Below are 22,771 nucleotides of genomic sequence, written 5' to 3'. Positions count from 1 at the left end.
CCGACCGCTCGACCATCGTCGGCGGGAAACTAGATCGAGGAGGACACGACCGGCTTGTTGCCCAGACGCTCACCCGATGCCGAGTCGAACGCGTGCACGTGGTGCGGCGTCGGCGCGAGGAAGACCGTGTCGCCGATGTGCGCGTGGTTGCGGCCGTCGACGCGGGCGACGATGTCGGTACGCTTGCCGGAGACCTCGGTGTGGCCGTAGAGGTAACCGTCGGCGCCGAGCTCCTCGACGAGGTCGACGGTCACCTCGATGCCGGAGCCCGAGTTGCTGGACACGGTGATGTCCTCGGGTCGCACGCCGACCGTGACGTTCTTCGACGGAGCGGCGTCGGTGATCTCGCGCTCGACCGGGATGACGAAGCCGCCGAGCTTGATGCCGCCATCGGCGATCTCGCCCTCGAACAGATTCATGGCCGGGCTGCCGATGAAGCCGGCGACGAAGACGTTGTTCGGCTTCTCGTAGAGGTCGCGCGGGGTGCCGACCTGCTGCAGGATGCCGTCCTTGAGGACCGCGATGCGGTCGCCCATGGTGAGCGCCTCGGTCTGGTCGTGCGTGACGTAGACGGTGGTGACGCCGAGACGACGCTGCAGCGATGCGATCTGGGTGCGGGTCTGGACTCGGAGCTTGGCGTCGAGGTTCGACAGCGGCTCGTCCATGAGGAAGACCTGGGGCTGACGGACGATGGCTCGACCCATCGCGACGCGCTGACGCTGACCACCGGAGAGCGCCTTCGGCTTGCGGGTCAGGTAGTCCTCGAGGTCGAGGAGCTTGGCGGCCTCGAGCACGCGGGTGGCACGCTCTTCCTTGCCGACACCGGCGATCTTGAGCGCGAAGCCCATGTTCTCGGCGACGGTCATGTGCGGGTAGAGCGCGTAGTTCTGGAACACCATCGCGATGTCGCGGTCCTTCGGCGGCACGTCGGTGACGTCGCGGTCGCCGATGAAGATGTGGCCGTCGTTGACCTCTTCGAGGCCGGCGAGCATGCGGAGGGAGGTGGACTTGCCGCAGCCGGACGGGCCGACGAGGACGAGGAATTCGCCGTCGGCGACCTCGAGGTTCAGCTTGTCGACCGCGGGGCGGGTGCCACCCGGGTAGAAACGGGTTGCGTTGTCGAACGTCACAGACGCCATGGTTGTTCTCCTTCACCGGCAGGTACGTGCCGGACGATCCGTTGTGAATGGACGCGAACCCGTCATCGATGGCCGGTTCGCCGTCCCAGTATGCCACGACCTCCTGTGAATGGAAGGTCTAGCAGCCAGCGGATCTCCCGGTGGACGCACAGCCGGCTCCCGGCCTGGTTTGGGCCTCTCCCAGGCGGCAGGTCTACGATTACTCTGTTTGGCGCTGCCTCGTCTCCGCAGCGCGAGCCCCCCGAAACGAGGATCAATGTCTGGCGCTGGATCGCAGAACCGACCGACCAAGAACGAACGACGCGACGCGGCACGCGAGAAGGCGCGGGTGCTGCGCGAGCAGCAGAAGCGCCGCGACCGCCGCAACCGGGTGCTGCTCCAGGGCGGCATCGTGCTCGGTGCGCTCGCGATCGTGGCGGTGGTGGCGGTCATCATCGTGACGTCGATCAAGCCCGCCGGACCGGTCCCGACCGCGGCGAAGAACGACGGCTTCACCGTCTCCGCCGGCTTGCAGCTGGTCGGAGCCCCGGCCAGTGCGTCGACGCCCACGCCGAGCGCGACCGATCCGGCCGCCCCCGCCGAGACGCCGGCAGCCACCGAGACCCCCGCCGCCGACGGCGTCGAGATCTCCGTCTACCAGGACTTCCTCTGCCCCTACTGCGGTCAGTTCGAGACCACGAACGCCGAGCAGGTCAAGGGCTGGCTCGAGGCCGGTGCCGCGACGTACACGGTGCACCCCCTCGCAACGCTGAGCAACCTGTCGCTCGGGACGCAGTACTCGCTGCGCGCTTCGAACGCGGCCGCCTGCGTCGCGGAGTACTCACCGAACGACTTCTTCTCCTTCAACACCGCACTGTTCGAGAACCAGCCCAAGGAGAACACCGAGGGCCTGACCGACGCAGAGCTGAAGTCGATCGCCAAGGGAGTCATCTCCGGCGGCGAGAAGAAGATCAACGCCTGCATCGACGACGGCACCTACAAGTCGTGGGTGAAGGACTCGACCGACCGTGCGCGCAGCGGCCCGCTGCCCGGGACGGACGTCAAGAAGGTGGAGGGGACGCCGACCATCCTGGTGAACGGCAAGCAGTACACGGGTTCGCTCACCGACGCCGAGCAGTTCGCGGCGTTCGTCCTCGCCGTCTCGAGCGAGAGCTACTCCACCGGCACGCCGACGCCGGGTGCCAGCGAGTCGCCCGTGACCAACGGCTGATCCGCCGCCATCGTAGGATGGACGAGACCGGGGCCAGCCCCTGTCGGCCGACGTGGCGCAATTGGTAGCGCAACGCTCTTGTAAAGCGTAGGTTACGGGTTCAAGTCCCGTCGTCGGCTCCAGCCGAGAACCGCCCGCTCAGCCTGCTGAGTGGGCGGTTCCTCATTGGAAGGAACCCTCCCGTGACCCGTTTCCCAGCACCGCTCGCGCTCCTCATCGCCGTCGTCAGTGGCGCCTTCATCGCGGTGCAGGCCCGGTTGAACGGCGAGCTCGGTGCGCGTCTCGGTGACGGGTTCACCGCCGCCGCGATCTCCTTCGGGGGCGGCTTGATCATCCTCACGGTCGGACTCGCCGTCTCCCGCACCGGCCGTCGCGGGCTCGCCACGGTGATCGGTGCCGTCCGACGCCGGGAGATGCCCTGGTGGACGGTGCTCGGCGGCTGCGCCGGCGCCTTCCTCGTGCTGTCGCAGGGGCTCACCGCCGCCGCGCTCGGCGTCGCCCTGTTCACGGTCGCGGTCGTCGCCGGCCAGACCGCGAGCGGGCTGGTACTCGACCGGATCGGGTTCGGCCCGGGAGGCGTCGTCGGGTTGAGCGTCCAGCGCGTCCTCGGGGCGGTCGTCGCCCTCGTCGCGGTCGGCGTCGCCGTCTCGGGCGAGCTCGGGGGGAGCATCCCGCTCGGACTCCTCATCCTGCCGCTGCTCGCCGGGATCGGGATCGGCTGGCAGCAGGCGGTCAACGGTCGAGTCAAGATGCGGGCGCAGAGCACGCTCGCCGCGACGTTCATCAACTTCATCGTCGGGACGGTCGTGCTGGTCGTCGCCGCAGTGCTGCACGCGATCATCGTCGCGCCGCCCGGTCCGCTCCCGGGGGAGTGGTGGCTCTACCTCGGCGGCCCGATCGGATGCGTGTTCATCGCCGTGGCCGCGTTCCTCGTCCAGCACACGGGCGTGCTCATCCTCGGGCTCGGCACGGTGGCGGGTCAGACCCTGAGCGCGCTCGCTTTGGACGTACTCCTGCCCACCGACGACGGCGGCGTGCATGTCGCGACCGTCATCGGGACGCTCCTCGCGTTCGCCGCCGTGGCGATCGCATCGGCGCGGTTCAGGCGTCGTCCCGCGGCATCGTCGTCCGCTGACTGAGTCGAGCCGTCATCGGTCGGATGTCGTGAGCGACTCCGTCCTCAGGGCATGGAGCTGAGGTGCGCCTTCGCGTTGAACGTCTTGCGACGCCCCGTGCGGGCATTGCCGGGCTTCCCTCCGACGTACAGCCAACCCAGGAGCTCCTCGCCCTTCTTCAGACCGTGCGCCTTCCGGACCGCCTTGGCCCGGGTCGCGCCGCCGGTGCGCCAGAACACGCCCCAACCGGCGTCGTCGAGCAGGAGGCTGACCATGTGGGCCACTCCTGCCGCGACCGCCTCCTGCTCCCAGGCGGGCACCTTCGACTTCTTCACACTCACGACGACCGCGAGCAGCAGGGGCGCGCGGAGCGGCTTCGTCGAGGGCTTCGAGTCGCCCTCCGCCTTCGCGAGCGCCCGACCGAGCTTCACCCGGTCGTCGCCCCGGAGGGTGATGACCCGCCACGGACGCAGGGCGCTGTGGTCGGCCACTCGACCGGCCGCCCCGAGGACCTCGAGGAGTTCCGCGTCACTCGGAGCGACGTCGGTGACCTTCGACCACGAACGGCGCCCGGCGACGGCGGCCAGCACCGGGCGCTCGATCGGTTCGGTCACTCCGTCGTCTCGGCGGTGTCGGCCGCGGCGAAGTTGAGCGCGATCGAGTTCATGCAGTAGCGGTCACCGGTGGGCGTCCCGAAGCCGTCGTCGAACACGTGACCGAGGTGCGAGCCGCAGTTGGCGCAGCGGACCTCGGTGCGCACCATCCCGAGGGAACGGTCCTCGATGAGTTGCACCGCCTCGGGGTTCACGGACTCGTAGAAGCTCGGCCATCCGCAGCCGGAATCGAACTTGGTACCGCTCTTGAAGAGCTCGGCGTTGCAGGCGGCACAGGTGTAGAGGCCCGCGCGTGACTCGTCGAGGAGCTCACCGGTCCAGGCCCGTTCGGTCGCCGCTCCGCGGAGGACCTGATACTGCTCCGGCGTGAGTTCCTCGCGCCACTGCTCATCGGTCTTCGACACGTCGTACGTCATGCTGCTCCATTCGTCTCGGTCATCCTACGTGCGGGGCCGCCTCGTGCATGCGGCTCCCGACGTATTCCATAACACTGCACCGAGCCTGATCCTTCCCGGTGAACGTCGGCCCTCGCCGGGGTGGATGCGGCCCGGCGGCCATCGGCTGAATAGACTTGGAGCACGGCGGACCGGAGCACGACTCCAGGTCGCCGCATCGGCACCGATCGGCAGGAGACGAGCATGCAGTCAGCGTCGCGCACGCCTGCCGATGACGAGGCGTCGACGCCGACGGGCGGCCTCGAGCCGCGCGAGCTCGAGATCCTCGAGTTCGAGTCCCACTGGGTGCAGCACGTCGGGGCCAAGGAGGCCGCCATCCGCGACCGCTTCGCCCTGTCCCCGGCCCGGTACTATCAACTGCTCGGCGCGCTCATCGACTCGCCGTCCGCCCTCGCCCACGACCCCATGCTGATCAAGCGGCTGCAGCGCACCCGCGACGCCCGACTCTCGGCGCGAGGAGCCTCGGCTCCCCGCACCGACGGCTGAGCAGCTCCCGGAGACCACACCATGGCTGAATCCTTCCCGCCCGACCGCTTCGACGAGGTCCCCGACCTCAAGCGCGTCGGCGCACACCGTGCCCCTGCGCCCAAGGGACGCGGCTGGATCGCCTTCCTCGTCGCCGTCGTCGCAACGCTCGTCCTTGTGGGGATCGGCACCTTCGCCCTGTTCGGACTGAACGACCGGATCGACTTCTTCGGCGGCTCGCAGAGCCCGAGCGCCACGCCCACGCCGACCCCCACCCCGACCGAGGCGGCCCCCGTCGTCGACCCCGCGGCCAGCATCCTCGTCCTGAACGGCACACCCACTGCCGGCCTCGCCGCATCGGCGGCGGCGGCGATCACGGCCGCCGGCTTCACGCAGCAGATCCCGACGAGCGACGCCAGCACCGAGGACGTCACGGCGAGCGGCGTCTACTACCAGGATCCGTCGCAGGAGGGCGTCGCCCGCGCCATCGCGAACGCACTCGGCGGTATTCCGATCCAGATCACGGACACGTACGCGATCCCCGTCGAGGAGGGCGAGGCGCCGGTCCTCCGCATCGTCGTCGTGGTCGGCGCGGACTACCAGCCGGCAGCCTGAGCGCGGCTGGAGCAGGTCGATCGGTCAGGTCGCCGGCTCGCCGTGTTTCCGGAGTGTTTCCTCCATGTTGAGTTGTCGTATCACTCCGCCCCGTTTGCCGATTTCGGGGTGAATCCGCGCGGTGCCCCGGATTAGTATCTGGAATTGGCCGCTCATCCCGTCCCGTCTCGACTCGCCCCCGGGTCCGCTTCGGCGCAGGGTGGCCGCCGGGATCCCGATCCCGGATGGCAGGTCCGGGTCCGGCAACAGTCGGGCGCCGAGAGCACGCAGCAATGGGAGTATGAAATGGCGAACGGAACCGTCAAGTGGTTCAACGCTGAGAAGGGCTTCGGCTTCATCACGGTCGACGGCGGCGGACAGGATGTCTTCGTCCACTACTCGGCGATCGACATGAGCGGCTACAAGTCCCTGGAAGAGGGCCAGGCGGTCGTCTTCGAGGTCGGCACGGGAGCAAAGGGGCCCCAGGCCGAAGGTGTGCGCCTGGCGTAGCCGCTGATCAGGCACGCGATTCCTGCGACGCCGTCCACTCCGGTGGGCGGCGTCGTTCGTCGTTCCGGGGCGGATCCCGGGAGTTCGCTCAGGGCTCCGGTGCTCACTTGCACTCCCACCCCCTGAGTGCCAGAATCGACTTAGCACTCGTACTCATTGAGTGCTAACAACGTTCATGACGTCCGGGAGGGACGAAAAACACACATGGCTAAGATCATTGCTTTCGACGAGGAGGCCCGTCGCGGCCTCGAGCGTGGACTGAACATTCTTGCTGACACGGTCAAGGTCACCCTTGGGCCGCGCGGTCGCAACGTTGTCCTCGAGAAGAAGTGGGGCGCCCCCACGATCACCAACGACGGCGTGTCCATCGCCAAGGAGATCGAACTCGACGACCCGTACGAGAAGATCGGCGCGGAGCTCGTCAAGGAGGTCGCCAAGAAGACCGACGACGTCGCTGGCGACGGCACCACCACGGCGACCGTGCTGGCACAGGCGCTCGTTCGCGAGGGCCTCCGCAACGTCGCCGCAGGCGCCGACCCCATCAGCCTCAAGCGCGGCATCGAGAAGGCCGTCGAGGCCGTCACGGTCGAGCTCATCGCCAACGCCAAGGAGGTGGAGACCAAGGAGGAGATCGCTGCGACCGCTTCCATCTCCGCTGGCGACACCACCATCGGCGAGATCATCGCCGAGGCGATCGACAAGGTCGGCAAGGAGGGCGTCGTCACCGTCGAGGAGTCGAACACCTTCGGCACCGAGCTCGAGCTCACCGAGGGCATGCGCTTCGACAAGGGCTACCTGTCGCAGTACTTCGTGACCGACCCCGACCGCCAGGAAGCGGTGTTCGAGGACCCCTACATCCTCATCGCCAACCAGAAGATCTCCGCGATCAAGGACCTCCTGCCGATCGTCGACCAGGTCATCCAGTCGGGCAAGCAGCTCCTCATCATCGCTGAGGACGTCGACGGCGAAGCTCTCGCGACGCTCGTCGTCAACAAGATCCGTGGCATCTTCAAGTCCGTCGCCGTCAAGGCTCCGGGCTTCGGCGACCGCCGCAAGGCTCAGCTGCAGGACATCGCCATCCTCACCGGTGGCCAGGTCATCTCCGAGGAGGTCGGCCTCAAGCTCGAGACCGTCACCCTCGACCTGCTCGGCCGTGCCCGCAAGGTCGTCATCACCAAGGATGAGACCACCATCGTCGAGGGTGCCGGCGACGCCGACGCCATCGCCGGTCGTGTCTCGCAGATCCGCAAGGAGATCGACAACACCGACAGCGACTACGACCGCGAGAAGCTCCAGGAGCGTCTCGCCAAGCTCGCGGGCGGTGTGGCGGTCATCAAGGCCGGTGCAGCGACCGAGGTCGAGCTCAAGGAGCGCAAGCACCGCATCGAGGACGCCGTTCGCAACGCGAAGGCCGCCGTCGAAGAGGGCATCGTCGCCGGTGGTGGCGTCGCCCTGATCCAGGCCGGCAAGACCGCGTTCGAGAAGCTCGAGCTCGTCGGTGACGAGGCGACCGGTGCGAACATCGTCAAGGTCGCCATCGACGCTCCGCTCAAGCAGATCGCGCTCAACGCAGGCCTCGAGCCGGGCGTCGTCGCCGACAAGGTCCGCAACCTGCCCGTCGGACACGGCCTCAACGCCGCGACCGGTGAGTACGTCGACATGCTCGCTGCCGGCATCAACGACCCGGTGAAGGTCACGCGCTCCGCGCTGCTCAACGCAGCGTCGATCGCCGGCCTGTTCCTCACCACCGAGGCCGTCGTCGCCGACAAGCCGGAGAAGAACCCGGCTCCGGCCGGCGACCCGACCGGTGGCATGGACTTCTAAGTCCGACAGCAACACCTGCGCAGGGCGTCTCCTTCGGGAGGCGCCCTGCGTCGTTTCGCCATGCCGCATCGGGGAGGACCCTCGACCTGTATGCCCGTTCCCGCATGGGCCCGTCAGTCGTTGTAGAGACGTGATCGGAACGGCATATCGACGCGTGTGGCATTTCCTATGATCGAGCTATGAGACGCATCGGGGGAGCGGCGATCGCCGCCGTAGTGATTCTGGGGCTGAGCGCGTGCACGCCGGCCGAACCGAAGCCGACGGAGACGTCCACACCGGTGCCGTCCGCGACACCGACCACCGCCCCTGGGCCCACCACCCCGGTCAGCTCGTACGGACTCGGATGCAAGGACCTCGTCCCAGCCGACATCGTCAGCTCGGCACTCGCGCCCTCCGTCGTGCTCGAGGCCCCGTTCACGGATGACGTCAACGCGACACCGATCAATACGGCGCCCGTAGCGCTCGGAGGACTGCAGTGCAGCTGGGGGAACGGGGAGCCCCGCAGTCGGCTGCAGGGAGGCTCTCCGCTCGGGACCGAGCGCTGGGCGCAGGTGCTGGTGCTCCCTCAGGCGTCGGCCCGCTGGCAGCCGTTCTTCGAAGGTTGGACGTCGGGCGAGCCCGGCCCCTGGGAGAACTCCACGCCGCTCTCCTGCTTCACCGGTGACGGACGTGTGCTCGATGTGTGCAGTATGCAGTTCCTCGTCGGCGACAGCTGGGTGGAGGTCCTCATCGACGGCCCGGCCGACAATGTCGCCGAGTCCGACAAAGCGGCGCTGAACGCGGTCATGCCGTTCGTCGAATCGATCAGGACCGCATTGGAGCCGACGGCGAGTGCGCCACGTTTCGACTGGGGCGACACGACGGCCGGGCCAGCTGTCCTGCCGACCGAGTGCGAGGGCTTCGTGCCCGAGGCGACGATGAGTGACCTCCTCGGCCAGCAACTGGTGTACACGTCGGCGCCGAAGAAGGGCGGTTCGGCCAGTCGAGGGGCCGCCGACGATTTGGGCGTCCCGGACTGTATCTTCGGGCTCCCTGACAGCGATTCGGCTCGCGGATTGCTCACCGCCCTGCCCCGTGGACAGTGGGCCTATGAGCAGTTGGTCGAGACGCGGATGAAGGACGGTGCGGACATCAGCTTCCTGGCGCTCGACGGCTTGGGATCGCGCGACGCCTTCCTGCAGTGCCGGACGGAGATCTTCTCGTCGTGCAGCGTCCACCTCACGGTCGACGGTCATTGGCTGCGCATCGATGTCAGTAACGAGAGCTCGGCCGATCCGGTTTACGGGGTCTCCGAGCTCGGCGCACAAGCGACGGCTTATGCTCAGGCTGCCGCGGCCGGGGTCCTGAGCGGCCGTTGAGCCGCACCGTCGCCGGAGGTCGCGGGAGCCCGCCGACGCAGGTCCGTGAACCGCGTCGGCGGTCAGCCGCTCACCCGCTGAACATGCTGGCGTTCGCCCGCTCGATCTCGGCGTACTGTGTACCCGCGACAGCGAGTGCTCGACTGATCTCGCCGAGGTTCTCTTCGACCTGACGCTGGGTGCCTCTCCAGCGCTCGACGACACCGTGGAATGCGGCCGCCGCCGCGCCGGTCCATTGGCCGTCGAGTGCCGCCAGCTGCGTGTGCAGGCGGGCTACTTCGTTCTGGATCTGCTCGATCGTGACGCGTGCCGCCGTGGAAGCGCGTTCGACCGCGTCGCTGTCGACCTGGAAAGTGGCCATCGGGAACTCCGTTCGTCCGGGCGATGCCTGTCATCGCCGCTACCGAGACGGTAGGTGCTCGCCACCGGCCGGAACCGGCGAGAATGGCCTCGGGCGCGCAGTCCGGAGCGGGCCGCAGCCTGTGGAGGAGGGTCGAGCCAGCCCGCCGGCGGGTCAGGCCGGAGGGCCCGCGATGACGATGGGGCTCGTGGCCGCTGACGGTGCGAGCGGCAGGATGACGCGGAACGTCGCGCCGCCGCCGGGGGTCTCGGTCACGTCGACCGTGCCACCGTGCGCCGCGACGATGGAGGCGACGATGGCCAGTCCGAGGCCGCTGCCGCCCGTCTCGCGGGTCCGCGAACTGTCGGCACGCCAGAAGCGCTGGAAGATCTTCTCGCGGATCTGTGGCGGGATACCCTCGCCGTGGTCGACGATGGCGATGCTGGCGGTCCCGGCGCGGGCGTCCGTGCCGACCGCGAGCTCGATCGGACTGTCGGCGGGCGTGAAGCGCAGGGCGTTTCCGATGAGGTTCGTGACGACCTGCCGGATCTTGTTCTCCTCGCCGAGGACGATCGGTGGCACGGCCAGGGTCAGTGGTTCGGCGATGGGCTTCGTGTCGGGCGTGGTGGCGTCGCCGGAGGGCTTCGGCCGACGCCGGAAGCGGTTGAACGTCGCGCCGAAGATCGGCCCGGTCGAGCCCGTCTGGGCTGGTGCCTCGGCAGCGGCCGGGGACTCGCTCGTCGCCTGGGCGGCGTCGTCGTCGGCCGCTCGCACCATGCGTTCGTCGCGGACGACCTGGACCGTGCGCCCGGGGGCCTGGGCGGTGGTGTCGAGCGCGGCGTCGCGTGCGATCGGGAGCAGGTCGACGGGGGCGACGTTCAGTGGTCGCGTCTCATCGAGGCGGGCGAGCTGGAGGAGGTCCTCGACGAGCGCACCCATGCGGATGGCCTCCTTCTCGATGCGCTCCATGGCTTGCGCCACGTCCTGCGGCGTCTGGAGGGCGCCCATCCGGTAGAGCTCGGCGTAGCCGCGGACGGAGACGAGCGGGGTGCGCAGCTCGTGGCTCGCGTCGCCGACGAAATTCCGCATCTGCTCGATGGTCTTTCCACGATCCGAGTAGGCGCGGTCGATGCGAGCGAGCATCGTGTTGAGCGATCGGCTGAGTCGCCCCACCTCGGTGTTCGGCGTCGAGCCCGCGAGTCGCTGGCTGAAGTCGCCGTCGGCGAACGCGGCGGCCGTCCGTTCCACCTGGCGAAGCGGTTCGAAGGTCCCGGTCACCAGCCACCGGGTGAGGAGTGCCCCGACCACGATGATGAGCACGCCGAGGACGAAGAAGATCGTGAGGTAGGTCGCGATGGTGTTGTCGGTGCCCTGCATCGAGATGGCGACCCATGCCGCTCCCGTGCGGAAGCCGTCGAGGGTGACCGGGACGGACACCGCGTGGTACACGATCGTGCCGCTCGCGTTGGTGGTCGTGTAGATCTGGGTCCCGCTCGCGGCGACGTCGTTCGCGCTGAGGTGCGCCGGGTGCTCGGGAGCGATGCTGTCGTCCCAGCCGGAGGAGGCCCGGAGTTCGCCGTTCGTGTCGTACACGGCGACGAACAGCGTCGAGGGGGCGTCGAGCTGGAGCTGACCGTCCTCGGAGATCTCACCGACGATCTTGCCCTTGGCGGCAGTGACCAGACTGTCGTTCGCCTGCTGGGTGAGGACCTCCTTGAGGAGCGGGGTCGTCCCCATGCCTGCGACGAGCAGACCGAAGGCGAGGACGAGCACCGTCACCCCGGTGATCTTCGTCCGGAGTGAGACGCTGCTCCACCAGGTGGACAGGGAATCGGCCATCGGGTGGGGGCTACGCCTTTCCGGCCTTGAGCATGTAGCCGAATCCGCGCTTGGTCTGGATGAGCGGCTCGCTGGAGAACTGGTCGAGCTTCCGGCGCAGGTAGGAGATGTAGCTCTCGACGATGCCGGCGTCGCCGTTGAAGTCGTATTCCCAGACGTGGTCGAGGATCTGGGCCTTCGACAGGACGCGGTTCGGGTTGAGCATGAGGTAGCGGAGGAGCTTGAACTCGGTCGGGCTGAGGTCGATGGGGGTGTCACCGACGAGGACCTCGTGGGTGTCCTGGTCCATCGTCAGCTCGCCGGTGCGGATCACCGCGTCCTCGTCGGCCTGCATCGTCCGGCGGAGGATGGCCTTGATGCGTGCCACGATCTCGTCGAGGCTGAACGGCTTGGTGACGTAGTCGTCGCCGCCGACCGTCAGGCCCGTGATCTTGTCCTCGGTGTCGTCCTTCGCGGTGAGGAAGAGGATGGGCGCCGTGTAACCGGCGCTGCGGAGGCGCTTGGTGACGCCGAAGCCGTTCATGTCCGGCAGCATCACGTCGAGGATGATGAGGTCTGGCTCCTCCTCGAGGACCGCCGAGATGGCGGCTGCGCCGTTGCCCACGGCACGGACGGCGAAGCCGGCGAATCGCAGGCTCGTGGTGAGGAGGTCGCGGATGTTCGGTTCGTCGTCGACGATGAGGATGCGGGGTCCGGTCATGACACCATTATCTGCACGTTTCTTGAGACTTTTCTGAGAGCCGGATTCACGCGTTCTGGAGGGCGTGGGCGTCGAGGATCGTGTAGCTGTAGCCCTGCTCAGCGAGGAACCGCTGCCGGTTCTGCGCGAACTCCTGATCGACCGTGTCGCGCGACACCAGGGTGTAGAAGCTCGCGGTGAGACCCGTGGACTTCGGGCGCAGCAGGCGGCCGAGACGCTGCGCCTCCTCCTGCCGTGAACCGAACGACCCCGACACCTGGATGGCGACGGTCGCTTCGGGCAGGTCGACCGAGAAGTTCGCGACCTTGGAGACGACGAGCACCTGCTCGGTGCCGTCGCGGAAGGCCTGGTAGAGCCGTTCGCGCTCGTCGACCGGCGTCGCCCCCGTCAACTGCGGGGCTCCCAGCGTCTCGGCGAGCTCCTCGATCTGATCGAGGTACTGTCCGATGACGAGGATCTGCTCGCCGCGGTGCCGTTCGACGAGCTGTCGGACGACGTCGAGCTTCGCCGGGGCGGTCGCGGCGAGGCGGTACCGCTCGTCGTCGGCCGATGCGGCATAGGTGAGTCGGTCGGCCTGGGGCAGGTCGACGCGTACCTCGAAGCACGCGGCGGGGGAGATGAAGCCCTGCGCCTCGATCTCCTTCCACGGGGCATCGAACCGCTTCGGGCCGATGAGCGAGAAGACGTCGCCCTCGCGGCCGTCCTCGCGGATGAGCGTCGCCGTCAGGCCGAGGCGACGCCGCGCCTGCAGCTCGGCGGTGAGCTTGAAGACGGGAGCCGGGAGCAGGTGCACCTCGTCGTACACCACGAGGCCCCAGTCCATGGCGTCGAGCAGCGCGAGGTGCGCGTACTCACCCTTCCGCTTGGCCGTGAGGATCTGGTAGGTCGCGATCGTGACCGGTTTGACCTCCTTCACCTGCCCCGAGTACTCGCCGATCTCCTCGGCGGTGAGGGAGGTGCGCTTCAACAACTCGTCGCGCCACTGCCGCGCCGACACCGTGTTCGTGACGAGGATGAGGGTGTTGGTGGACGCCGTCGCCATCGCTCCGGCGCCGACCAGGGTCTTGCCCGCACCGCAGGGGAGCACCACGACGCCGGAACCGCCGGAGAAGAAGTTGTCGACCGCTTGCTGCTGATAGTCGCGGAGGTGCCAGCCGTCCTCGACCAGGTCGATCTGGTGCGGCGTGCCGGCCGTGTATCCGGCGAGGTCTTCGGCGGGCCAGCCCAGCTTCACGAGTTCCTGTTTGAGTGCGCCACGTGCCCACGGCTCGACGAGGAAGGTGTCCGGCGTCGGATGCCCGATGAGCAGTGGCGCGATCTTCTTGGCGCCGGCCACCTCGGTCAGGATCGGGAGGTCCGTCGAGCGGAGGACGAGCTCACCCTCCTCGGAGCGTTCGATCACGAGCCGTCCGTAGCGGTTGACGGTCTCGCGCATGTCGATCGTTACGGACGCGGGGATGGAGAACTTCGAGTACCGCTCCAGCGTCTCGATCATCTGGTCGGCATCGTGCCCGGCGGCCCGCGCGTTCCAGAGTCCGAGACGGGTGATCCGGTAGGTGTGGATGTGCTCCGGCGCACGCTCGAGCTCGGCGAACACCGAGAGATCGTGGCGGGCGTCCTCGGCGAGCGGGTGGGCGACCTCGAGCAGCACGGTGCGGTCGCTTTGGACGATCAGTGGTCCATCAGACATAACGGTCGAGTCTACCGGCGGATCCGGTGCGCAACCCCCTTGAGTGGGCGCTCAGCCGGCGATCCGGACCTCGGTGATCATCGCGAGCGGCAGGGTGCGTTCGACGTCGGCCGACCGGTCCAGACCGCGCAGACGACCACCGGCGAGACTCACCGGCTCGATCGTGAACGTGGATCGTCGCTCGCCGTGCTGCAGCTGCACGGTGACCGGCGTGTGGTCGCGGACGGCGATCTCCAGCTGCTTGGACAACCACGCGGAGCTGGTGTCCCCGCGGTCGTCGGCGCGGAGCCGCGCCACCAGGTCCGGTTCCGTCGAGGCGGCCGGAGCGGAGACCGCGGCGCGCATGACCGGCTGCCGGCGGATCCGGAGCGGGGCGCCGTCGTCGTCCTCCGCGACCACCGGATAGCGCGCGTCGTGGAGGGCCCAGTAGACCGTCGCCGCCTCGATCCGGCTGGTGAGCCGGTGCTCGTCGCTCGGCCGGAGACCGAGCGCCACGAGGCTCTGGTCGACCGAGATCGCCGCGATCAGGCCGGCGTCGTCGGAGCGGATGTAGCTGCTTTGTCCGGGATCGGCCGAGGCGTCGGCTGACGCGCGGATCGTCCCGACACGGACGAGGCCGAATCGGGATGCGGCCTCGGACACGAGGTACCGCAGGGGCTGGGGGACGCCGGTCAGGGAGATCGACTCGAGGTACGCGAGCAGGTCCTCGGCCGTGTCCCCGTCGGCGAGGGCCCGGGTGACGCTCGCGGTCGTGATGCGGTACCTCGACGCCTGGGCGCGCCCCTCCGGTTCCGCGAGGGCCCGGAGTCGGACGTCGAGTTCCGCCGTCGGGGGACCGAGCGCGATGACCGTCAGGTCGTCCTGGAGGACGACCTGCGACACCTCGGCGGGGAGCATGGACGCGAGCGCCGAGGCCGCGTCGGCCGCGTGGCCGTCGACGAGGAGTCGTCCGAACCCGCTGGTCGCCCCGTCGACGGTGATCCCGAGCAGCTCGGCGACGGCGTCGACCGCTCGCGTCGGTGCCACGACGGCATCCTCCGCCAACGGGTACCACCAGCTGAGCTCCTCGACCAGATCGACGGAACCGCGTCGGTACGCGGTCAGGATGTGATCGCGGACCGTGGCAGGGATCGCGTCGCGCCACGCCGTCGCGAGACGGAGCCAGCGTTCCGCCGTGGCCGACGCCAGCCAGGCCTCACCGACCTCGCTCAAGCGGATGGCGGAGCCGATCGCGTCCGTGAGCCCGGCAGCCGACGCCACGGACAGGGCGAGCTCGATCTGTTCGGGTGTGCTCGCCGCCGCCGCTGCGAGCCGTTTGAGGTCGGGCATGGACGGGGCACCACGGCCGAGCAGACGGGCGGGCTCGCGGTCGAGTTCGTGGAGGCTCTCGCCGACGATGCCGACGGCGCCGGCCGCACGCTCGCTCGCGAGGGCGTCCGTGTCGGGTGATGGTCGGGTCACGGGGGATGTCGGCGCCTCGACCGGAAGCTGGAGTTCGGCACGGCCGGGCTTGCCGCTCGCCGCCCACTCCTCGAACACCGCGGCCACCGCGTTCACCGGCCTGATCGGACCGGCACCGTCGTCCAGCACCAGGATGTCCTGCTGCAGCCGCTCCAGGGCGGCATCCACCTCCGACTCGTCGCGTCCGAGCGTGGTCGCGAGCGACTGGCGCTCCGTCCCGTCCAGCGAGGCGGCGAGCACGGCGAGGGTGTCCCGGTCGAGCAGCGCCATCCGGCGGGCGACGCTCGCCTCGTCCAACAGTGCTTCGGCGAAGTCGAAGAAGTCCGCGATGCGGGCTGACGAGGCCCTGCGGTCGGGCGTCAGCCTGCGGAGCCCGTCGTCCGGGAGCTCCCGGAGGCGGCGCGCGATCGCGAAGGCCTCGCCCATGGTCGTCAGCGCGGCGACTGACCGCGGGACTCGCGGGACCGTCGAACGGCACCCACGATGATGAGCGTGATCAGCATCAGGAAGGCGATCGGGAGTCCGACGAGCGGCAGGATCGTCACGACCGGCCAGGCGCCGACGGCGAAGTCGCCCTGCTCGAGGCCGGTGGCGGTGCCGACCATCACCGCGACGAACGCGGCGATCGACACGGCGACGATCGTCACGACCATGTAGGCCAGGATCCGTTCGGGCCGCGAGATGCTCGGCGTCTGCTCATCAGTCACGCTCCCAGGATAGAGGCACGCGGCTGCTGCACCGAATAGGCTGGGGGCCGAGGACCGATGGTCCTCGCGATCGCGCGTCCTGCGCGATCACCGCACGGCGCTGCATTTCTGCGCACGACACACAGCGAGGTTCCCATGCCCACCGGCAAGGTCAAGTTCTACGACGAGGAGAAGGGCTTCGGCTTCATCAGCTCCGATGACGGCCAGGAGGTCTTCCTGCACGCTTCCGCACTGCCCGCGGGCACGGCCGGCGTGAAGCCGGGGACGCGGCTCGAGTTCGGCATCGCCGACGGCAAGCGCGGCGCCCAGGCGCTGTCCGTGCGCGTCCTCGAGGCTCCGCCCAGCCTCGTCAAGCTGAAGCGCAAGCCGGCCGACGACATGGCGATCATCGTCGAGGACCTCGTGAAGCTCCTCGACGGCATCGGTGGCGACCTGCGCCGCGGCAAGTACCCGAACAGCAGCCACAGCAAGAAGATCGCTGCCGTGCTGCGCAAGGTCGCGGACGAGCTGGATGCCTGAGGCGGGCCAGGAGACACCGGCCGAGGATCGCGACGTCACGGCCGACGCGGACGCCCGACCCCTGTCGGACGAGCACCGCTCGGACGACGGCGCCGACGGCGAGCCGACCCCGGCACCCGTGCCGGACGAGACGCTGATCGCGGCAGTCGAGCTCGCGCGTGAAGCGCTGCAGGAGATCACGCCCGCGAGCACGGTGGGTGAGCCGGCCGGGCACGTCGTGGTCGACGATCACGTCGTCTCGTTGCTGTTCGCGAACACGATGGCCGGCTACCCGGGATGGTTCTGGACGGTGACGCTCTCGCGGACCGCCGACGACGCCGCGCCCAACGTGCTCGAGACGGAGCTGATGCCCGGTGACGGCGCGTTGCTGGCTCCGCAGTGGGTGCCGTGGTCGGAGCGCCTCGCGGACTACCGCGCCGCGCAGGAGGCCGCGGCCGCTGCCGCGGCTGACGACGCGCTCGACGACGCTGATGACACCGACGAGTTCGACGACGACGTCGCGCTGTCCGGGGATCCCCGCGACCGGGACCGCGACGGCATCGAGCTCGAGTACGACGAGGACGACGTCGATGCGGCGTCGGACGACTCCGACGACGACGACGACGATGAATCGGACGACGACGACTCCGATGAGGACGACGAGGACGATTCCGACGAGGAAGACGACTCCGACGAGGACGACGACCGGTTCGAGGACGAGTAGCACTCGCGCACCACCCGACAGACGAACGGGCGGCCGGACCTCGAGAGGATTCGACCGCCCGTTCGGCGTTCAGCGGGGGAGGCGGATCAGAGCGCCCCGACGACGTGTTCGATGCTCGCGATGAGCTGACGGACGTCTGCGGGGTCGATCGCCGTGAAGGTCGCGACGCGCAGCTGGTTGCGACCGAGCTTGCGGTAGGGCTCGGTGTCGACGATGCCGTTCGCCCGCAGGGTCTTCGCCACCAGCGCCGCGTCGATGGCGTCGTCGAAGTCGATCGTGACGACGACCTGCGAGCGGTGGTCGGGGTCCGTCACGAACGGCGTCGTGTAGGAGGTGCGCTCGGCCCACTCGTAGAGGGCGCCTGAGGATTCGGCCGTCCGTGCCGACGCCCAGGCGAGGCCGCCGTTGCCGTTGATCCACGAGATCTGTTCCTCGAGGAGCACGAGCGTCGACAAGGCAGGCGTGTTGAGCGTCTGCTCGAGTCGGGAGTTGTCGACCGCGTTCTTCAGGCTCAGGAACTCCGGGATGTAACGCCCGCTGGCGGCGATCCGTTCGATGCGCTCGATCGCTGCGGGGGAGCAGAGGGCGAACCACAGGCCGCCGTCGGATGCGAAGTTCTTCTGCGGTGCGAAGTAGTAGACGTCCGCCTGGCTCGCGTCGAAGTCCACACCACCGGCGGCACTCGTCGCGTCGATCACCGTGAGTGCACCGGCGTCGCCGGAGACGCGTCGCACCGGGGCCATGACACCGGTCGAGGTCTCGTTGTGCGGCCAGGCGTACACGTCGACGCCCTCGACCACCTCGGGGTCGATGCGGGATCCACCCGGCACCTCGCGGACGTCCGGAGCGGTGAGCCACGGGGCGCCGGCCGCCTTGGCGAACTTGCCGCCGAACTCACCGAAGACGAGGTTCTGGCTGCGCTGCTCGATGAGGCCGAAGGCGGCGGCGTCCCAGAACGCGGTCGAGCCGCCGTTGCCGACGATGATCTCGTAGCCCTCGGGAGCGCGGAACAGCTCGGCCAGGCCGGCGCGGACACGGCCGACGAGCTGCTTGACGGGAGCCTGTCGGTGGGAGGTGCCGAGGAGGGACAGGCCGGCCTCGGAGAGCGCTGCGATCTGCTCGGGTCGGATCTTGGAGGGGCCGCAGCCGAATCGACCATCGGCGGGCAGAAGGGACGTGGGAATCGTGATCTCCGGCATACGGCGATTCTAGAGGCGGGGGCCTCATGGCGTCGTGCCACGCAGCCGGATGCGTCCACCCGGGGCGGAGTGGCTTGGCGCGGGAACGTCGCCGCCGCGCACTAGGCTTACCGGGAACGTGCAATCGGGCAGGGAGGGCGTCGATGACCGATTTGATTGACACCACAGAGATGTATCTCCGCACCATTCTGGAGCTCGAGGAGGAGAACATCATCCCGCTTCGTGCGCGGATCTCCGAGCGCCTCGGGCACTCCGGACCGACGGTCTCGCAGACGGTCGGTCGGATGGAGCGCGACGGACTCGTCGTCGTGTCGGGGGACCGGCACCTCGAGCTCACCGAACCGGGCCGTCGCAAGGCTGTCCACGTCATGCGGAAGCACCGCCTGGCGGAGCGCCTCCTGAGCGACGTCATCGGCCTGGAGTGGGAGTTCGTCCACGAGGAAGCCTGTCGCTGGGAACACGTCATGAGTGAGCAGGTCGAGCGCAAGCTCCTCGACATGCTCAACCACCCCACCGAGTCGCCGTACGGCACCCCGATCCCCGGACTCGACGAGTTCGGCGACAGCCCCGCCGTCGCCTTCTCGCAGGGCGTCATCAACATCGTGGGTCTCGTCGAAGGACGCTCCGAGCCGGTCACGGCGACGGTCCGACGTCTCGGCGAACCGGCGCAGGTCGACCCCGAGCTGCTCCTGCAGCTCAAGCAGGCCGGCGTCATGCCGGGTCGCGCGGGAACCTTCGCGGCAGCGGGCGGCTACGTGCTCGTCACCATCGACGGTGTCGAGGGCGGCCTCGAGCTGCCCAACGAGCTCGCGACGCACATCTTCGTGGAGACCCCTGCCGCGTGAGCATGAGACGCGTATGAGGATTCCCTCATGTGCCCGTTTTCCCGTGATCGAAACGTGACTTTCTGAGGGGTAACCCGTAGGCTGTCACTCGTCCTGAAGGCCATGATCTGGCTCAAGGAAGACGACCGAGGCACCCCCTAGCCCGTCCCTCGGCCACACGAACCGACATCAATCGTCGGATGGGGCTGCGCCATGCCGATCGCACGACCGCGATCGTCGTCGCTCATGCGGGGTGCCGGAGGAATCCACTTGACTGCAGCTGGCGAGAGCGGCCCCGACCAGGCCGAGACGACCCCGAACGTCCCCCTCACCCGGAAGCAGCTCCGACTCCAGGAGCAGGCCGCGAAGCAGGCGGAGGCGACCACGCCGTCCCAGACGGGCGCAGACGATGCGCTCGTCACCGAGGTCGCTCCGGACGCAACCGTCGACCACCCCGAGATCGTCCTCGACGATGCCGTGGTCGAGGAGGTCGACGCCGCCGTCACGACCGGTGAGGTCCGTGTCGACCAGCGGCCGCTGACGAAGCCCGCCGCACCGGAGCCGACGGCCCCGCAGTCCTTCACCGTGACGTCCGCCACCGACGCCTCGTTCGCGACCGCCGCTCCGCTCCGCACCGGTGCGGATCGCGTCGCCCGCAACAAGCCCCCGGTCAAGCCGTCCGCGTCGACGGTCGCCGTGCGCAAGCCGAAGCCGTCCGGAGCCCGACCCGGCTCCGTCCGCGGCGTCGCCACCATGGCCTTCCTCGTGCCGGCACTGGTCGCCACCGTCGCCCTCCCCGCCTATGCGGCGAGCAGCAGTGCGCAGACCGAGTACGGGACGTCCGCCTCGGAGCAGCTGAAGGCCTCCGGAGCCCAGAGCGTCGTCGCTTCCGACAAGGTGGCCGACGCACCGATCTCCCGCGACCTCTACAGCGCGACGACACCGGACGAGCTCGCCGAGCGCCAGCGGCAGCTCGACGCCGCTGCAGCTGCCAGCAACGCCACCTACTCGATCACCGTGGGCGCACGTCAGGCCGGCGACGACTACCCGTGGTTCGACCAGGCGACCGACGACGAGGGCGGCGGGCTCTCGCCGCTGCGGTACTACTACCGCGAGTGCGTGGACTTCGTCGCCTGGCGACTCAACCGCGACGCGGGTACGCCGAGTGGGAACTGGGCCTTCACCTGGGGCAACGGCCTGCCGCCGAGCAGCGCCTACGGCTGGGCCGACTCGTGGCAGTACAACAAGGGGACCAACGCCATCGCCGGCTCCGTCGCCTGGTTCAACTACAACCACGTCGCCTATGTGCAGTCGGTCAACGCCGACGGGACGGTCACCCTGGAGGAGTACAACTGGGGATCCGCACGGCACAGCTACAACACGCGCACCATCGCGGCCAGCGCCGTGGCGCTCTACCTCTACCCGCCGGGCGTCGGCTGATCCGACCCGCTCGACCTGGATCGCGTCCCTCCGTCGGAGGGACGCGATTCGTCGTCGTAGGCGGTGACCGTTCGCGACCGAGCGGTGTCCGTCGTCCGAAGCCGAGGTGGCGCGGAGGGGAATTCTCCTGCAACGTGCGGAAATCCGGTCGGTGTGGGTTAATCTGGTGCTCTGCAACTCGGAGAGGTTCAGGAGCTGATGCACGCTATACGTCGCCACGTGGTCGCGAATGGTCGCGGCCTCTACGTGCTGCGGCATTCCAGCCAAGCGTGCCGTGGCTCCGCCGTGGATCAAGAGGGTGCTGTCGTCATGACAGTGCCCTTTTTTGTTCCCCGGAAACGACTCGATCCGCCGCGTCAGGGACGCAGCAGGTGATGATCGTCGACCGGTCGCGGCAGCCGTCGTGGCCCTTCGGAAGGGAACGTGCATGCGCACACTGGTGTTGAACGCGGGCTATGAGCCGCTCGCGATCGTCTCGTTCAAGCGGGCCCTCGTGCTCGTGATGCATCACAAGGCGACCGTCGTCGAGATCGACTCCTCGCATCCCGTGGTGGCGACGAGTGGATCGTTCGATCGGCCGTCGGTCATCCTGCTCACCAGATACGTCCGGATCCCGAACGCCCGCCGGGTGCCCGTGACCCGCCGCGGCGTGCTGCGCCGCGACGGCCACCGCTGCGCCTACTGCGGGAAGGCGGCGACGACGATCGACCACGTGCAGCCGCGCTCGCGCGGGGGTGTGGACAGTTGGGAGAACCTCGTGGCCTGCTGCCTGCGCTGCAACAACGTGAAGGGCGATCGCACGCCGATGGAGATGAACTGGAGCCTCCGGGTCTCGCCGCGGACGCCGCACGGCTCGCAGTGGATGGTGCGGGGCGTCGAGCGCTCGGAGCCCGACTGGGAGCAGTACCTGGCGCCTGCCGCCTGAGCGACCGGCTACACTCGACGGGTCAGCCTCTGTAGCTCAATGGAAGAGCAGTTCCGTCCTAAGGAAAGGGTTGGGGGTTCGAGTCCCTCCAGGGGCACTGTCCGAGGTGCGGCCGTCCAGGCGAGCACGGCTTCGCATGTCGGGTAGGGCTGCGAGCACGCCGTAGGCTCGAAGCATGACGCACGACCTCCACCGCCAACTCGAACGCGACGCCATCACTCTTCGTCAGCTGCGGTCGGCCGTGGTCGTCGCGGATGCTCGGACGCTCGGCGCCGCGGCGAACCTGCTCGGGGTCGCACAGCCGAGCCTCGCGCAGCAGCTGCGGCGGCTCGAGGCAGCGCTCGGGGTCGAGCTGTTCAGCGTCCTGGGGGAGGAGTACCGCCCGACGCGCGAGGGGCAGCGCTTCCTGCTCAAGGTCCGCACCTTCATCGACGTGGTCGCCGACATGGACCCGGCGTCACCGGCGCGGCACATCCGGGTCGGCCGTCCGCCGACGACGTGGGACGCGGTCGTCTCTGAGGCCGGTCGCCGCATCGACGTCCCGGCGATCGCGGTCACGATCGAGCCGGTCGAGCAGCTGCACCTCGTCACCACCGGTCGTCTCGACGCCACCATCGTGCGCCTGCCGATCGAGCTGCCAGACGAGCTCGCCGCCGAGGAGATCGCCGCACTCCCGCTCGGGGTCGTCATGCGAGCGGCGCACCCGCTGTCGGCGAAGGACGTCATCGAGTGGTCCGATCTCGCCGACCAGGAGCTGCTTCGTCCCGAGCCCGGAAAGGACCCGGCGTACTCGGCCTGGCTGGCCGGCGCGCTCGCGGCGCGCGGCTGGTACCCGCGCTCCCTGACGATCGACGCGGGGAACGACACGCTGTTCCTCGACGCCCTGCGCTTCGGTGAGCGACTCGTCGCCCTCCGTCCGGTGGCCGCGATGCGGGAGGGCGACGGCCTGTGCTGGCGGCCGTTCGCCGACGCGCCTGAGCTCCGCGAGCGGTTCGCCCTGGTCACACGACGCGAGTGAGTCCGCTCGGGGCCGGTTGGTGATGACACCCTCCACACGCCCTTTTGCGACCCGACCGGGATCTTCTCCCGATCAAGTCGGTCGACTTGTTCCGGATTTCTGCCGCGTTCGACACCGTGTTC

Annotated in this window: 23 protein-coding genes and 2 tRNA genes; 15 read left to right on the top strand and 10 right to left on the bottom strand. The window is 68.9% G+C overall.

The annotated features are described in order from the left end of the window. Nucleotides 1-29: 29 nt before the first annotated feature. Nucleotides 30-1,139, bottom strand: coding sequence for an ABC transporter ATP-binding protein (locus BIU99_RS11135; protein ID WP_071261188.1), 1,110 nt, complete (start codon nt 1,137-1,139; stop codon nt 30-32). Between the two features lie 256 nt (nt 1,140-1,395). Between BIU99_RS11135 and BIU99_RS11130 the strand changes: the two genes are divergently transcribed. The 3 genes from BIU99_RS11130 (at nt 1,396) to BIU99_RS11120 (ending at nt 3,488) form a co-directional block, all read left to right on the top strand. Further along, complete coding sequence (locus tag BIU99_RS11130) at nt 1,396-2,349, top strand: thioredoxin domain-containing protein (protein WP_071261186.1); 954 nt, start codon at nt 1,396-1,398, stop codon at nt 2,347-2,349. A gap of 46 nt (nt 2,350-2,395) precedes the next feature. Continuing rightward, nucleotides 2,396-2,471, top strand: a tRNA-Thr gene (locus BIU99_RS11125). Nucleotides 2,472-2,531: 60 nt separating this feature from the next. Next, on the top strand, nt 2,532-3,488 hold the full coding sequence (locus BIU99_RS11120; RefSeq protein ID WP_064296399.1) for a DMT family transporter: 957 nt from the start codon (nt 2,532-2,534) through the stop codon (nt 3,486-3,488). Nucleotides 3,489-3,529: 41 nt separating this feature from the next. On the opposite strand, the gene BIU99_RS11115 is transcribed toward BIU99_RS11120, so the two are convergent. Next, a complete protein-coding gene (locus BIU99_RS11115; protein ID WP_071261184.1) occupies nt 3,530-4,078 on the bottom strand; it encodes a nitroreductase family protein in 549 nt (182 codons plus the stop codon). After that, on the bottom strand, nt 4,075-4,494 hold the full coding sequence (gene msrB, locus BIU99_RS11110) for a peptide-methionine (R)-S-oxide reductase MsrB (RefSeq protein ID WP_071261183.1): 420 nt from the start codon (nt 4,492-4,494) through the stop codon (nt 4,075-4,077). The genes BIU99_RS11115 and msrB overlap by 4 nt, the downstream gene beginning before the upstream one ends. Nucleotides 4,495-4,716: 222 nt before the next feature. Here msrB and BIU99_RS11105 point away from each other — a divergent pair, with 222 nt between their 5' ends. The 5 genes from BIU99_RS11105 (at nt 4,717) to BIU99_RS19735 (ending at nt 9,284) form a co-directional block, all read left to right on the top strand. Further along, the gene (locus BIU99_RS11105; protein WP_064296396.1) at nt 4,717-5,019 is read left to right on the top strand and encodes a DUF3263 domain-containing protein; all 303 of its coding nucleotides are present in this window, start codon (nt 4,717-4,719) and stop codon (nt 5,017-5,019) included. Nucleotides 5,020-5,040: 21 nt separating this feature from the next. Then, on the top strand, nt 5,041-5,613 hold the full coding sequence (locus BIU99_RS11100; RefSeq protein WP_071261182.1) for a LytR C-terminal domain-containing protein: 573 nt from the start codon (nt 5,041-5,043) through the stop codon (nt 5,611-5,613). Nucleotides 5,614-5,898: 285 nt separating this feature from the next. Next, nucleotides 5,899-6,102, top strand: a complete 204-nt coding sequence (locus tag BIU99_RS11095; RefSeq protein WP_064296568.1) for a cold-shock protein — start codon at nt 5,899-5,901, stop codon at nt 6,100-6,102. Nucleotides 6,103-6,306: 204 nt separating this feature from the next. After that, a complete protein-coding gene (gene groL / locus BIU99_RS11090; protein WP_064296567.1) occupies nt 6,307-7,926 on the top strand; it encodes a chaperonin GroEL in 1,620 nt (539 codons plus the stop codon). 689 nt (nt 7,927-8,615) lie between these two features. Further along, nucleotides 8,616-9,284: a hypothetical protein gene (locus BIU99_RS19735; protein ID WP_139205402.1), complete on the top strand. Its 669-nt coding sequence runs from the start codon at nt 8,616-8,618 to the stop codon at nt 9,282-9,284. A 70-nt stretch (nt 9,285-9,354) separates the two neighbouring features. Here the strand turns inward: BIU99_RS19735 and BIU99_RS11080 are convergent, their stop codons facing one another. The 6 genes from BIU99_RS11080 to BIU99_RS11055 form a co-directional block, all read right to left on the bottom strand. Beyond that, a complete protein-coding gene (locus BIU99_RS11080) occupies nt 9,355-9,645 on the bottom strand; it encodes a WXG100 family type VII secretion target (RefSeq protein WP_064296564.1) in 291 nt (96 codons plus the stop codon). Nucleotides 9,646-9,798: 153 nt separating this feature from the next. Further along, nucleotides 9,799-11,463, bottom strand: a complete 1,665-nt coding sequence (locus tag BIU99_RS11075) for a HAMP domain-containing sensor histidine kinase (RefSeq protein ID WP_071261178.1) — start codon at nt 11,461-11,463, stop codon at nt 9,799-9,801. A 10-nt stretch (nt 11,464-11,473) separates the two neighbouring features. Then, nucleotides 11,474-12,163: a response regulator transcription factor gene (locus BIU99_RS11070; RefSeq protein ID WP_056007716.1), complete on the bottom strand. Its 690-nt coding sequence runs from the start codon at nt 12,161-12,163 to the stop codon at nt 11,474-11,476. Nucleotides 12,164-12,209: 46 nt separating this feature from the next. Then, nucleotides 12,210-13,853 (bottom strand): DNA repair helicase XPB, encoded by a 1,644-nt coding sequence (locus BIU99_RS11065; RefSeq protein ID WP_064296562.1) that lies wholly within the window; start codon nt 13,851-13,853, stop codon nt 12,210-12,212. Between the two features lie 51 nt (nt 13,854-13,904). Beyond that, the gene (locus BIU99_RS11060) at nt 13,905-15,740 is read right to left on the bottom strand and encodes a helicase-associated domain-containing protein (protein ID WP_071261176.1); all 1,836 of its coding nucleotides are present in this window, start codon (nt 15,738-15,740) and stop codon (nt 13,905-13,907) included. 5 nt (nt 15,741-15,745) lie between these two features. After that, entirely contained in the window at nt 15,746-16,021 is a 276-nt protein-coding gene (locus tag BIU99_RS11055; protein ID WP_064296560.1) for a hypothetical protein, read from the bottom strand. 135 nt (nt 16,022-16,156) lie between these two features. On the opposite strand from BIU99_RS11055, the gene BIU99_RS11050 reads away from it, so the two are divergent. Both BIU99_RS11050 and BIU99_RS11045 read left to right on the top strand, forming a co-directional pair. Then, nucleotides 16,157-16,540 (top strand): cold-shock protein, encoded by a 384-nt coding sequence (locus tag BIU99_RS11050; protein WP_064296559.1) that lies wholly within the window; start codon nt 16,157-16,159, stop codon nt 16,538-16,540. Continuing rightward, the gene (locus tag BIU99_RS11045) at nt 16,533-17,243 is read left to right on the top strand and encodes a DUF3027 domain-containing protein (RefSeq protein ID WP_071261174.1); all 711 of its coding nucleotides are present in this window, start codon (nt 16,533-16,535) and stop codon (nt 17,241-17,243) included. Before BIU99_RS11050 ends, BIU99_RS11045 begins: the two co-directional genes overlap by 8 nt. An 86-nt stretch (nt 17,244-17,329) precedes the next feature. On the opposite strand, the gene serC is transcribed toward BIU99_RS11045, so the two are convergent. Beyond that, entirely contained in the window at nt 17,330-18,442 is a 1,113-nt protein-coding gene (gene serC, locus BIU99_RS11040; protein ID WP_071261172.1) for a phosphoserine transaminase, read from the bottom strand. Nucleotides 18,443-18,585: 143 nt separating this feature from the next. Between serC and BIU99_RS11035 the strand changes: the two genes are divergently transcribed. The 5 genes from BIU99_RS11035 to BIU99_RS11015 all read left to right on the top strand — a co-directional run bounded on the left by BIU99_RS11035 (nt 18,586) and on the right by BIU99_RS11015 (nt 22,649). Then, entirely contained in the window at nt 18,586-19,287 is a 702-nt protein-coding gene (locus tag BIU99_RS11035; RefSeq protein WP_064296556.1) for a metal-dependent transcriptional regulator, read from the top strand. A gap of 249 nt (nt 19,288-19,536) precedes the next feature. Beyond that, on the top strand, nt 19,537-20,706 hold the full coding sequence (locus BIU99_RS11030; protein ID WP_139205401.1) for a CHAP domain-containing protein: 1,170 nt from the start codon (nt 19,537-19,539) through the stop codon (nt 20,704-20,706). A 427-nt stretch (nt 20,707-21,133) separates the two neighbouring features. Further along, complete coding sequence (locus BIU99_RS11025; RefSeq protein WP_064296554.1) at nt 21,134-21,631, top strand: HNH endonuclease; 498 nt, start codon at nt 21,134-21,136, stop codon at nt 21,629-21,631. A 25-nt stretch (nt 21,632-21,656) separates the two neighbouring features. Next, a tRNA-Arg gene (locus BIU99_RS11020) sits at nt 21,657-21,728 on the top strand. 78 nt (nt 21,729-21,806) lie between these two features. Beyond that, nucleotides 21,807-22,649, top strand: a complete 843-nt coding sequence (locus tag BIU99_RS11015; RefSeq protein ID WP_064296553.1) for a LysR family transcriptional regulator — start codon at nt 21,807-21,809, stop codon at nt 22,647-22,649. Nucleotides 22,650-22,771 lie beyond the last annotated feature (122 nt).

The organism is Plantibacter sp. MMLR14_011 (assembly GCF_001865025.1).
GTDB classification, from domain to species: Bacteria; Actinomycetota; Actinomycetes; order Actinomycetales; family Microbacteriaceae; genus Plantibacter; species Plantibacter flavus_A.
The sequence above is the reverse complement of the archived record's forward strand: the minus strand, read 5'-3'. Positions and strand labels throughout refer to the sequence as shown.